The organism is Streptomyces sp. NPDC001568, assembly GCF_042893755.1.
In the GTDB taxonomy this organism is placed as follows: domain Bacteria; phylum Actinomycetota; class Actinomycetes; order Streptomycetales; family Streptomycetaceae; genus Streptomyces.
Genome location: NZ_JBIAVF010000017.1, coordinates 25,627 through 39,132, shown reverse-complemented (window position 1 = coordinate 39,132; position 13,506 = coordinate 25,627). Strand labels below are relative to the sequence as shown.

Annotated in this window: 3 protein-coding genes (1 of these 3 only partly in view); all 3 read left to right on the top strand. The window is 72.5% G+C overall.

Annotated features, from left to right (window positions below; translation table 11 throughout):
• The first annotated feature begins 6 nt into the window (after positions 1 to 6).
• Positions 7 to 2,754, top strand: coding sequence for an AAA family ATPase (locus ACFY0I_RS28355; RefSeq protein WP_388901137.1), 2,748 nt, complete (start codon positions 7 to 9; stop codon positions 2,752 to 2,754).
• 265 nt (positions 2,755 to 3,019) lie between these two features.
• A complete protein-coding gene (locus ACFY0I_RS28350; RefSeq protein WP_388901135.1) occupies positions 3,020 to 3,793 on the top strand; it encodes a thioesterase II family protein in 774 nt (257 codons plus the stop codon).
• Positions 3,794 to 4,018: 225 nt separating this feature from the next.
• Positions 4,019 to 13,506 carry the 5' portion of a type I polyketide synthase gene (locus ACFY0I_RS28345; RefSeq protein ID WP_388901133.1) on the top strand. 4,351 nt of this gene lie beyond the right edge of the window, so the window shows 9,488 of its 13,839 coding nt (coding positions 1-9,488); it begins with the start codon at positions 4,019 to 4,021; its stop codon lies off the right edge, out of view.

The window sequence follows — 13,506 nt, the reverse complement described above, 5'->3', positions numbered from 1 at the left end:
TGTTGCATGATCATGGTGGAGAAGGGTGTCGAGCTTCAAAGTTTGAAGCACATGCTGGGCGAGTGCACGATGAACGGCAGAACGGTTGCCCTCGTGGCAGGCCCGGGTGGAGTAGGGAAAACAGCGCTCTTAGCAAGCTTCTCCGGGTACGCAAAAGAAACGGGCGCCCTGGTGTTGAGCGCCTCGGGGTCCCGTACCGAGAAATTCCACAGCTCGGGAGTGCTGGCACAGTTGCTCCGCTCCATGGAGCCGGGCGTTGAGGTGGGGGAGCGGATCGAAGGCCTCCTTGCTTTACGGGAAACGGATTCCCGGGAACCATCGCTGATTGCTTGCGCGGTGGACGAGCTGGCTGCAATTCTCCTCGAAGCTGCCGGTGGGCGTCCTTTGGTGCTGACCGTCGACGACACGCAGCACGCGGATCCGGCGAGCATGCAAGCTCTGCTCCTGATACTGCGTCGACTCGCCTCGAGTCCTGTGGTCGCCGTATTCGGCGAGTGGCGGATATCGAGCGCCGAACCCCCGCTGGTGTTGGCCGAGTTCATGAAGCAGCCACATTTTCACCTCCTGAGCCTGGAGCCGCTCTCCCTTGCCGGCGTGACCGATTGGCTGCGGCAGCGACGACTGTGCGAGACGACCGCCGATCGGCTCGCCCCCTCCTTCCTGGCGGTGACCGGTGGCAGTCCACTGCTGCTGCAAGCGCTGCTCCAGGACCAGTGCCACGGGTTCGATGAGTGCGATCCCCAAGACATCGAGTCGGTTTCCGCGGTGGACGAAGTGTGCGTAGGGGCTCACTTCAAGGTCGCCGTCGAGGCTTCCCTCTACCGCTGGGATCCTCATTTGCTCGATGTGGCCCGCGGCTTGGCCGTCCACGGCGCTCCGGCGTCGGATGCCGTGTTGGTGCGGTTGCTGGGGAGTGAGCAGCGGACCGTGGTGGAGGCCTTGAACGCCCTCGCCGGAACGGGACTGCTGCGCTCCGGATGGTTCTGTCACCCGGCAGCCGGGACGGCCGCGTTGAGCGGGCTCGATGGCGAGGCGCTCGCGGCGCTGTACGAGCGCACCGCGCTGCTGCTGCACTCCGACGGGGCGATGCCGTCCGAGGTCGCCGAACGGCTGGTTGCCGCGGGGAGCATCACGGAGAAGTGGTCCGTGGACGTCCTGCGCAACGCGGCCTGGCAAGCGCTGAGGGAGGGGAACCCGAGCCGCGCGGCCGAGTTCCTCGAGGTCGCCCATCAAGCCTGTGGTGACGCTCGGGAGCGGGCCGAGGTCATGGGGGCGCTGGCGAGGGTCCTGTGGCTGGCGAAGCCGACCGCGGTGACCCCGCTGCTGGTGCCGCTGCACTCCCTTCTCGAGGACGGGAGCCTGGCCGATCCCGACATCGTGGCACTCGGCACCTTCCTCGCCTGGCAGGGCCGAACCGACGAGGCGGCCAAGGTGCTCGGGCAGATCGGCGCCCAGGAGGACGAGGTCGACTCGACCGGGGCCGCCGCCCTGATGCTCGCGCGTCAGTGGATCCGATGGGTGGCGCCCCTCAAGGGAGCCGACGGCGCCGATGGGGCCGCCACGGCGCATCGCGCCGAGGAGACGGTCGAGTGCGAGTCGTGGAGCGACCTCATCAAGAGTGCCGAACAGGTCCTGCAGTGCTGCCGGATCGCCGACGCGCTACCGGTCGCCGCGCTGTCCGCCTTGCTCGTCCTCACCTTCGACGACAGATTGGACGACGCCCAACGCTGGTGCGAAACGCTCATGCCGGAGGCCGAAGCGCATCGGGCCGTGGCGTGGGTGGCCGTACTCGCCGCCGTCCAGGGGCTGGTGGCGGTACGCAGGGGTGACCTGTTCGATGCCGAGCGGCACTCTCGCCGAGCCCTGACGGTGATGCCTCCGCACAACTGGGGCGCGGCCCTCGGGCTACCGCTGTCGTGCCTCGTCCACGCCACCACGGCCATGGGTGAGATGGAAGAAGCGGAGACGCTCATCAAGGAGGCGCTTCCTGAGGCGCACCGAAATCCTTTGTGGCTGCACTTCTTGCGGGCACGTGGACGCTTTTACCTCGAAAGCAACCGTCCGTACGCGGCCTTGGCGGACTTCCAGGCGTGCGGTCGCCTTCTCGTCGGCAGTGCTCTCGACCGACCGAATTTTGTTCCCTGGCGGAGCGACCTGGCGGAGACGTGGTTGCGTCTCGATGATTCGTCCAGCGCCAAAGCTCTCCTGGAGGAACAGCTGACGCTGGCGGACGTCGATGACAGGCGCGTGCGCGGTCGCTCCCTGAGGATCATGGCCGCGACGCTGAAGAATCCGGCCCGCGCCTCCCTGCTGAGAGAGGCGGTGCAGGTCCTTCTGGAAACCGAGGACCGGCTTGAACTGGCCATTGCGCTCGCCGATTCGAGTGAAGCCGAGCTCGAGTGCGGTCGTCTCGCCGAATTCAAACTCAGTGCACATCAGGCAAAGCGTCTGGCCAAGATATGTGAGGCCGCCCCGCTGTACTGGAGGCTGCAATATTCCGATGGCGCAGAGGGAACCGGTGAAACGCCGACCTTGCAGACGGACATCCGCAGGTTTGCCTCGCTCAGTGAATCGGAGCGCAAGGTCGCGGCTCTCGCGGTGCAGGGGCGGAGCAACCGCGAGATAGGCAGCGCCCTGTTCATCACGATGAGCACGGTGGAGCAGCACCTCACCAAGATCTACCGAAAACTCGGGGTGAGGAGTCGCCTCGGACTGCCGGTGGAGTTGCGCCTGGTGGGCCCGGCGGACCACTGAATCCCTCCGCCGGGTCGGACGGCGGGCCGCTCCGGACGCCCGGCCGGCAGGCCGGGCGTCCGGGCCGCTCCGCGCAGCGTGCGGGGCGGTCGCGGGCGGCGGGTCGGGGCGGTGCGGCCACACGACAGGGGTGGGGTTAGGGGGGGTGATCACCGGCACCGCCCTCGGGTCGCCGGTTACGTTGAGGCCAGATCGATCACCGATGACTTTGAGGCATGTCAGGTGGCGGATGCGCCGGCTGACCGCTGGGACGGGGTTCTTGCCGATGACCGTAGCCGCGGATCGGGACCACTGGTTCCGCAGATACGAACCTGCGTCGCCGGGCGCGGTCCAACTGCTCTGTCTGCCGCACGCGGGCGGTTCGGCGCCGCAGTTCCTTTCCCTGGCCCGCCGACTGGCACCGGCCGTGGACGTCATCTGCGTGCAGTATCCGGGCCGTCAGGACCGACGGCGGGAGACACCGATCGACGACGTGCGCACACTGGCGGACCGGCTGTGCGATCTGCTGGCACCCACCCCGGAGCGACGGCTCGTCATCATGGGGCACAGCATGGGCGCCATCGTCGGGTTCGAACTGGGGCTGCTGGTCGAGCGCCGCGCCCCGGGCGCGCTGCTCGGGCTGATCGCGTCGGGGCGTCGCGCTCCGGTGATCCACCGCGACGAGAACGTTCACCTGCGGGGCGACGACGAGATCATCGCGGAGATCCGTGCGCTCAGCGGTACCGATCCGAGCGTGCTGGCCGACGACGAACTGCTGCGCGCGGCCCTGCCGGCGCTGCGGGCCGACTACCGGGCGGCCGAGACCTACCGCTACCGGGAGGGCGATCGGCTCCACGCTCCGATCGGCGTGCTGGTCGGCGACAGTGACCCCCGGGTGAGCGCCGAGGACGCCCGCGCCTGGGAGCGGCTCACGCACGCCGGTTTCTCGATGCGGACCTTCCCCGGAGGGCACTTCTATCTGAACGCGCAGCAGGCCGCCGTGGCATCGGCGGTAGCCGACCGCCTGGCCGCCTTCCAGGACCCGAGGCGTGTGGCCTGACGCCTGAGCCGCAGGAGCCGTCCGGAGAGCGCCCCGCCGGACACGGCATGCGTGGAAGGACCGGGGACCGATGGTTCCCGCGCCCCGCTCCGATCCCCTCCTCGCCCTTCCCGTCCCCGTACCGACGTCAGCCGCACGCGTGCGGCACCGCGGTCGATCCGCCGCGCGTCCAAGACCCGGGTCCGTCCCCGTTCGTTCGCTCATGACCAGGAGGTGAAGTCGGCCATGCCGGAATCGGCGACCGACACAGGCGGCGGTAACGGCAGCGAGCCGATCGCCGTGGTCGGGGTGTCCTGCCGGCTCCCCGGGGCCGGCACGCCAGAGGAGTTCTGGCGTCTGCTGACCGAGGGACGCAGCGCCGTCGGCCAAGTGCCGGCGGGCCGATGGCAGGAGGAGCCGCCCGAGCAGGCGGCCCGCTGGGGCGCCTTCCTGGACGAGGTGGACCGGTTCGACGCGGCGTTCTTCGACATATCGCCGCGCGAGGCGCGCACCATGGATCCGCAGCAGCGGCTGACGCTGGAACTGTGCTGGGAAGCCCTCGAGGATGCCGGCATCGTCCCGGAGACGCTGCGCGGCCGGCCGGCAGGTGTGTTCGTCGGCGCGATCGCGGACGACTACGCCCGCCTGCTGCACCGCCAGGGCATGTCGACGATCGGCGCGCACAGCATCACCGGCCTGCACCGCAGTCTCATCGCCAACCGGATCTCCTACCACCTGGGCCTCAACGGGCCGAGCCTCACCGTCGACACCGGACAGTCCTCGTCCCTGGTCGCCGTGCACCTGGCGGCGGAGAGCCTGCGCCGGGGAGAGTCGGAGATCGCGCTCGTCGGTGGCGTGCACCTCAATCTCGTTCCCGAGAGTGCCGTGGCCGCCGCCCGGTTCGGCGCGCTCTCGCCCACGGGCCGCAGCCACACCTTCGACGAGCGCGCCGACGGATTCGTGCGCGGCGAGGGCGGGGCGATGGTCGTGCTCAAGCCCCTGGACCGGGCACGGGCCGACGGCGACGTCGTCCACTGCGTGATCCGGGGCAGCGCGGTCAACAACGACGGAGGCGGCGCGAGTCTGACCAGTCCCGCCGTGCGGGCGCAGACGGAGGTGCTGCGGGCGGCGTACCGGCGCGCCGGAGTGACCCCGGAGCACGTGGGGTACGTGGAACTGCACGGCACCGGTACGCGCGTCGGCGACCCCGTCGAGGCGGGCGCGCTGGGCGCCGCGCTCTCCGCCGGCCGGACGGTCGACCGGCCGCTCCTGGTCGGATCGGTGAAGACGAACATCGGCCACCTGGAGGGCGCCGCGGGCATCGCCGGTCTGGTCAAGACGGTCCTGTCGCTGGCCCATCGCCGGATCCCGCCCAGCCTGAACTTCGCCCGGGCCAACCCGGACATCCCTCTGGACGAGCTGCGGCTGGACGTCGTCCGCGAGACCACCCCCTGGCCCGACAGCACGGGCCCGGCCGTCGCCGGTGTGAGTTCCTTCGGCATGGGGGGCACCAACTGCCACGTCGTTCTGGCCGCCGCCCCGGCACCGGAGGGGACCGGCGGCGGGACCGGCGGCGGTGACCGCGACGGCGCGGGGGACGGCAACCCACCGGGCACGGTGCCGTGGGTGCTCTCGGGCCGCTCCGCAGCCGCGCTGCGTGACCAGGCGGACCGACTGCTGGCCCGCGTCGAGTCCGAACCGGACCTGAGGCCCGCCGACATCGGCCACACCCTGCTCGAACACCGCACGCTGTTCGAGCACCGTGCCGTGGTGATCGGTGACGACCGTTCGGCGCGGGTGAGCGCGCTCGCCGCGCTGGCCGGTGCCCGGTCCTGCCCGGACGTGGTGACGGGGCAGGCCGTCCGGGGTGACGTCGTGTTCGTCTTTCCCGGTCAGGGCTCCCAGTGGGCCGGCATGGGGCTGGAGCTGTACGAGGAGTTCCCGGTCTTCGCGGAGCATCTGCGGGCGTGCGCCCACGCGTTGGAGCCGTACGTCGGGTGGTCGCTGCTGTCGGTCCTGCGGGGGGAGCCCGGTGCCCCGTCGCTGGACCGGGTCGACGTGGTGCAGCCGGCTCTGTTCGCGGTGATGACGTCGCTGGCGCGGCTGTGGGCTTCGCTGGGCGTGCGTCCGGCGGCCGTGGTGGGTCACAGCCAGGGCGAGATCGCCGCCGCCCATGTGGCGGGGGCGCTGTCCCTGGAGGACGCGGCGCGCGTGGTCGCACTGCGGAGCCGGGCGCTGCGGAACCTGTCGGGCCGGGGCGCCATGGCCGTGGTGTCGATGCCCGCGGACGAGGTCGCGCGGCGGATCGGGGGCGCCGGCGGTGCTCTGTCGGTCGCGGCCGTGAACGGGCCGGTGTCGACGGTGGTCTCCGGCGAGCCCGACGCGGTGGACGGCTTCGTGGAGCAGGTGGCCGCGGAGGGGTTCCAGGCGCACCGTCTGCCGGTCGACTACGCCTCCCACTCGGCGCGGACGGAGGAGATCGGCGAGGACCTCGTCCGGTCGCTGGCCGGCGTGTCCGCGCGTTCGGGGGAGATCCCGTTCTATTCGACGGTCACCGGTGAGGTGATGGACACGGCCGGCCTGGACGCCGACTACTGGTTCCGGAACCTGCGGCGGACGGTCCGGTTCGAGGAGACCGTCCGGCTGCTGCTGGCCGACGGGCACCGGCAGTTCGTGGAGTGCGGCCCGCACCCGGCCCTGCTCGCCGCAGTGGCCGACACGGCCGCCGCTGCCGGGATGCCCGCTGCCACCGCGGGCTCGCTGCGTCGCGGTGACGGCGGCCGGCGGCGGTTCCTGACCAGCCTGGCCGAGGCCCACACCCACGGCGCGCCCGTGGACTGGTCGGCTGTCCTCGCCGACCCGGACGGCCGGCGCGTGCCGTTGCCCACCTACGCCTTCCAGCGGGAGCGCCACTGGTGGGAAGCGCCCTCCGGCACGCCGTCGGCGCCCGTCGCCCCGCAACCGTCCTCCCCGCGGATCCCGGCCCCCGGGGCCGACGAGGGCGAGGAGCCGTCCACCACGGCAGCCGGTCGACCGTCCCTGGTGGACCGGCTCGCGGGGCTCCGCGAGGTGGACCGCGACCGGATGATGCTCGACCTGGTCCGGGACCGGACGGCGCTGGTGCTGGAGCACGGTGGCGCGGAGGGCATCGACGCGGACCGGTCGTTCCGGGAGCTCGGCCTCGACTCGATGATGGCGGTCGAGCTGCGGCAGCGGGTGAACGCCGCCACCGGCCTGCACCTGCCCGCAACCGTCCTGTTCGAGCACCCGACCCCGGCCCGGCTGGCCCGCCACCTGTGGAGCGAACTCCTGCCGACGGCGCCCGCGACGCAGGCCGCCCCCGGCCCGGCCCCCGACGACGAGCCGGTCGTGATCGTCGGCATCGGCTGCCGCTTCCCCGGCGACGTCCGGTCCCCCGAGGACCTGTGGCGGCTGCTGGTCGAAGGCACCGACGCCATCACGGAGTTCCCCGAGGACCGCGGCTGGCGGCTCGACGAACTGTTCGACCCGGACCCGGAGAGCGGCGCGCGCAGCTACGTCCGGCACGGCGGCTTCCTGCACGACGCGGCCCGGTTCGACGCGGCCTTCTTCGGCATCAGCCCGCGCGAGGCCGACGCCATGGACCCGCAGCAGCGGTTGCTGCTGGAGACCTCGTGGGAGGCGCTGGAGCGCGCCGGGATCGACCCCACCGGGCTGCACGGCAGCAACACCGGTGTGTTCCTCGGCGCGACCTCGCAGGACTACGGATCGCGTCTGGCCGACGCGCCCGCCGGCTACGAGGGCTACGTGCTGACCGGCAGCACCTCCAGCGTGGCGTCCGGCCGAGTGGCGTACACCCTCGGCCTGGAAGGACCGGCGCTCACCGTCGACACGGCGTGTTCCTCCTCGCTCGTGGCACTGCACCTGGCGCGCCGGGCGTTGCTGAGCGGCGAGTGCTCCATGGCACTGGCCGGCGGGGTGACCGTGATGGCGACGCCCGGCATGTTCGCCGAGTTCAGCAGGCAGCGCGGACTGGCGCCGGACGGGCGCTGCAAGCCCTTCGCCGAGGCCGCCGACGGCACCGCCTGGAGCGAGGGCGTGGGCGTCCTCCTGCTGGAGCGGCTGTCCGACGCGACGCGCCAGGGGCACCGGGTGCTGGCCGTTCTGCGCGGGTCCGCGGTGAACCAGGACGGTGCCAGCAACGGCCTGACCGCACCCAACGGAGGTGCCCAGCGTCGCGTCATCAGGCAGGCGTTGGACACGGCCGGACTCGCGGCGGCCGACGTGGACGCGGTCGAGGCACACGGCACCGGCACGACACTGGGCGATCCGATCGAAGCGCAGGCCGTCCTCGCCACCTACGGCCAGGACCGCCCGGCCGGCCGGCCGGTACTGCTCGGTTCGGTCAAGTCGAACATCGGGCACACCCAGGCCGCCGCCGGGGTCGCCGGTGTGATCAAGATGGTCATGGCGATGCGGCACGGCATGCTGCCGCGCACCCTGCACATGGACCGCCCGTCCTCGCACGTCGACTGGGACGCGGGCACCGCCGCGCTGCTCCCGGAGCCCACCCCCTGGCCGCAGGTGGACCGGCCACGCCGTGCCGGGGTGTCGTCGTTCGGAATCAGCGGCACCAACGCACACGTCATCCTGGAAGAGGCGCCGCCGGAGCCGGAGTCCGAGCCCGAGGACTCCGGCCCCGTCCCGGCGGCCGTCCCGTGGCCGCTGTCGGCACGTGACCCGCGCGCGCTGCGCGACCAGGCCGAACTGCTGCACGACTGGCTGCGCGATCACCCCGACGCCCCTCCCACCGGCGTGGCGCACACCCTCGGCGCCGGACGGGCCGGTCTCACCCACCGGGCCGTGGTGGTCGGCGGCGACCGGGACGCGTTCCTGACCGGCCTGCGTGCGCTGGCCGACGGCACGACCGCTCGCCACCTGATCCAGGGCACCGCCGCCGCCGACCGCAGGACCGTCTTCGTCTTCCCCGGCCAGGGCTCCCAGTGGGCCGGGATGGGTCTGCGGCTGATGGAGGAGTCACCTGTCTTCCGTGAGCACGTGACCCACTGCGCCGAAGCGCTCCAGCCGTACCTGGACTTCTCGCCGTTGGCCGTGCTGCGCGGCGAGCCGGACGCGCCCACCCTCGACCGGGTCGATGTCGTCCAGCCGGTGCTGTTCGCGGTGATGGTCTCCCTGGCCCGCAGCTGGGAGTCGTTCGGCGTACGGCCCGACGCGGTCGTCGGGCATTCCCAGGGCGAGATCGCCGCCGCGCACCTCGCGGGCGCGCTGTCGTTGGACGACGCCGCCCGGATCGTGTGCAAGCGCAGCCAAGCCCTCGCGGTGCTCGCCGGGCGCGGCGGCATGGTGTCCCTACCGCTTCCGCTGCCCGAGGTCACCGAGCTGATCCGCCGCTGGGGCGACCGCCTGGAGGTGGCGGCCGTCAACGGACCCAGGTCCGTCGTCGTCGCCGGAGACTCGCAGGCGCTGACCGAACTGCTCACCGCCTGCGCCGAACGGCAGGTGTCCGCACGCCGCATCGCCGTCGACTACGCCTCGCACTCCGCGCAGGTGGAACCCGTCCGGGAACGGCTGGCCGCAGCGCTGGCCGGGATCGAGCCGCGGCGCGGAGACATCCCCTTCCACTCCACCGTCACCGGCGGCGAGATCACCGACACCCGGACACTGGACGCCGACTACTGGTTCCGCAACCTCCGCCGGACCGTCCGCTTCGCCGACGCCACCGGCGAACTGCTCGCCGCCGGACACCGGAACTTCGTCGAGATCAGCCCGCACCCGGTGCTCACCCTCGCCCTCCAGAACACCTTCGAACACCACGGCGACGCCGGCACGACCGCGAACGTCACCGGCACCCTGCACCGCGACGACGGCGGCCTCGCGAACTTCCTGACCTCCCTCGCGAGCCTGCACGTGACCGGTACGCACGTCCGCTGGACCGCACCGGGCGAGAGCACCCCCGCGCACCCCGTCGAGCTGCCCACCTACCCCTTCCGGCGACAGCGCCACTGGCTGACACCCCAGGGCGTCGGGCCGGACGTGTCAGCGGCCGGCCTGGACACCACCGCGCACCCGCTGCTCCCCGCCGCCGTACCGCTGGCCGACACGAGCGGCGCCGTACTGACCGGCACCCTGTCGCTCCGGACCCTGCCGTGGCTGGCCGACCACACCGTGCTCGGCACCGTCCTGCTGCCCGCCACGGCCTTCGTCGAACTGGCCGTCCAGGCCGGCGACCGGACGGGTTGCCCGGACATCGAGGAACTGGTGCTCCAGGCCCCCCTCGTGCTGCCCGCCGTCGGAACCGTCCGCTCCCAAGTGGTCGTCGGCGCCCCGGACGCGGACGGCCGGCGGACGATCGCCATCCACACCGCCGGCAGCGGCGAGCAGTCCGAGTGGACCTGCCACGCCCGCGGCACCCTCGCGCCGGCCGCCGACGAGCCACATCCGCAGCCGGTGGGGCCATGGCCACCGGCCGGGGCCCAGCCGGTGGCCGTGGACGACGCCTACGCGCACCTCGCCGAACTGGGCTTCGGCTACGGACCCGCGTTCCGCGGGCTGCGCCGGCTCTGGCGATCGGGCGACGACCTGTTCTGCGACGTCGAGCTGGACGGCGCGCTCACCCCCGACGCCGCCGCGTACGGACTGCACCCCGCCCTGCTCGACGCCGCCCTGCACCCGCTGGTGTGGGACGACGACCGTGTCTCGCTTCCCTTCTCATGGACCGGGGTACGGCTGCGGGCGAGTTCCGCGACCGCGCTGCGGGTGCATCTGCGGCGCCGACCCGACGGCGGGACCGGCCTGACCGCGACCGACCCCCTCGGCGGGCCGGTGATCGACGTGGACGCGCTGACGCTGCGTCCGGTCGACGGCGGGCAACTCGCCGCCCCGGCCGCCCCGCACGACCTGTACCTGGTCGACTGGACCACCCTCGCGGCGCCGGACCTTCCCCGGCCGACCCGCGACGGCGCGGTCGTCGACCCGTCGCCGCTCGGCGCCCACCCCCGGGGCGCCGATACCCACCCCGGGCCGGCCGAGTCGGCCCGTGCGGTGGACGGCGGCGCGCCGGTTCCGTCGCTGGTCTCCTACTACCCGAGGTGGACCGGCGACGGACCGGCAGGGGGCCCGGCGCAACCAGCCGCGACACACGCCCTGGTCACCGAGACCCTCGGCTTCCTCCAGGAGTGGCTGGCCGACGAGCGGTTCGCGGACGTTCCCCTTGCGGTGATCACCCGCTCCGCGGTCCGCACGGGCCCCGCCGACGGCCCCGTCGACCCGGCGACGGCTGCGGTCTGGGGCCTGCTCCGCTCGGCGCAGTCGGAGTTTCCCGGTCGATTCCTGTTGCTGGACACCGACACCGACACCGACTCCGACACCGACTCCGACTCCGCCCCGATCTCCGACGCCCTCGCCACCGCGCTCGCCACCGGAGAGACCCAACTGGCCCTTCGCGCGGGCGAGATACGTACGCCCCGACTCGTACGCCGGACCGGCACCGAAGGCGGGACGCCCATCCGCCCCGCACCGGGCGGCACCGTACTGATCACCGGCGGTACCGGCACCCTCGGTCGGTTGCTCGCCCAGCGCCTCGTCACCCGGCACGGCGTGGACCGGCTCCTGCTGACCGGCCGCCAGGGTCCCGACGCGCCGGAGGCCGAGAGCCTGCGCGCCGAACTCGCCGCTCTGGGCACCGAGGTGAGTCTCGTCGCCTGCGACACCGCCGACCGCGACGCGCTCAGCGCGCTGCTCGCCGACATCCCGGCCGAGCACCCGCTGACCGCGGTGTTCCACGCCGCCGGGGTACTCGCCGACGCCACGCTCCCCTCGCTCGACCAGGACCGTGTCCACGCGGTCCTCCGCCCGAAGGTGGACGCCGCCTGGCACCTGCACGACCTGACCCGACACCTCGACCTCACCGCCTTCGTCCTGTTCTCCTCGGTGATGGCCACACTCGGCGGACCGGGACAAGCCAACTACGCGGCGGCCAACGCCTACCTCGACGCCCTCGCGCAGCATCGCCGCGCCGAAGGCCTGCCCGCCCTCTCCCTGGGCTGGGGCCCGTGGGCGCAGGCCAGCGGGATGACCGGGCACCTCGGCCGCGCCGACCTGGCCCGGCTGCGCCGAGCCGGACTGCGTCCGCTACCCACGGAGGAAGCGCTTCTCCTGCTGGACGCCGCACTCGCCGGTGAGGACGCCCACGTCCTACCGGTGAAGATCGACCCGGCCCTGACGCCCGCGACCGGCATGCTGCGCGGCCTGGCCGCCGCGCCTTCCCGGCGCACCGCCGCGACCGCCCCGCCGGGCACGACGAAACCGTCGGGCACCGACCTCCGGGGGAGGCTGGAGGTACTCTCCGGCACCGAGCGCACCACCCTGCTGCTCGACCTGGTCCGCGGCCACACCGCGGTCGTTCTCGGCCATGCCTCGCCGGCACACGTCGACACCGACCAGTCGTTCATGGACGCCGGGTTCGACTCCCTCACCTCCGTCGAACTGCGCAACCGTCTCGCCGCGGCCACCGGACTGCGGCTGCCGGTGACGCTGCTGTTCGACCACCCCACCCCGGCCGCCGTCGCCCGCCTGCTGCACGAGCTGCTGGGCCCGGCCGACGGGCAGCACGCAGCCGGCGCGTCGCCCCCGGCCGAGACCGCGGCCGTCGAGCCGATCGCCCTCGTCGGGATCGGCTGCCGCTTCCCGGGCGGCGTGAGTTCCCCCGACGACCTCTGGCGCATGGTGGCCGACGGCGTCGACGGAGTGGGGCCCTTCCCCGCCGACCGTGGATGGGACTTCGACCGGCTCTACGACGCCGACGCGGAACGCCCCGGCCACAGCTACGTGCGCGAGGGCGGATTCCTGCACGACGCCGCCGAGTTCGACGCCGACTTCTTCGGGATCAGTCCGCGCGAGGCACTGGCGACGGACCCGCAACAGAGGTTGTTGCTGGAAGTGGCGTGGGAGACGTTGGAGAACGCCGGGGTGGACCCGGCGGAGCTCAGGGGAAGCCGCACGGGCGTGTTCGCCGGGCTGATGTACCACGACTACGGGGCGCGACTGAGCGCGGAGCCATCGGAATTCGAGGGCCATCTCGGCAACGGCAGCGCGGGCAGCGTGGCCTCCGGCCGGGTGGCGTACACCTTCGGCTTCGAGGGCCCGGCGGTGACGGTCGACACCGCCTGCTCGTCATCGTTGGTGGCGATGCACCTGGCGGCGCAGGCGCTGCGTTCCGGCGAATGCTCCATGGCGCTGGCCGGCGGGGTGTCCGTGATGTCGACGCCGCAGACCTTCGTGGAGTTCAGTAGGCAGCGGGGCCTGTCGGCCGACGGGCGGTGCAAGGCGTTCGCGGCCGCGGCGGACGGATTCGGTCCCGCCGAAGGCGTGGGCCTGGTGCTGCTGGAGCGGTTGTCGGACGCGGTGGCGAACGGTCACCGGGTGCTTGCCGTCGTGCGGGGTTCGGCGGTGAACCAGGACGGTGCGTCGAACGGGTTGACGGCGCCGAACGGTCCGTCGCAGCAGCGGGTCATCCGGCAGGCGTTGTCCAACGCCGGACTCGGTACCGGTGATGTGGATGTGGTCGAGGCGCACGGCACCGGTACCACGCTGGGTGACCCGATCGAGGCGCAGGCACTACTGGCGACGTACGGGCAGGACCGACCGGAGGGCCGCCCCCTGTGGCTCGGATCCGTCAAGTCGAACATCGGTCATACGCAGGCGGCTGCGGGTGTGGCCGGTGTGATCAAGATGGT

Bases quoted from the DNA above. Each gene is read 5' to 3' on its own strand.
- ACFY0I_RS28355 (WP_388901137.1), top strand. From the start codon at position 7: ATGATCATGGTGGAGAAGGGTGTCGAGCTTCAAAGTTTGAAGCACATG.
- ACFY0I_RS28350 (WP_388901135.1), top strand. From the start codon at position 3,020: ATGACCGTAGCCGCGGATCGGGACCACTGGTTCCGCAGATACGAACCT.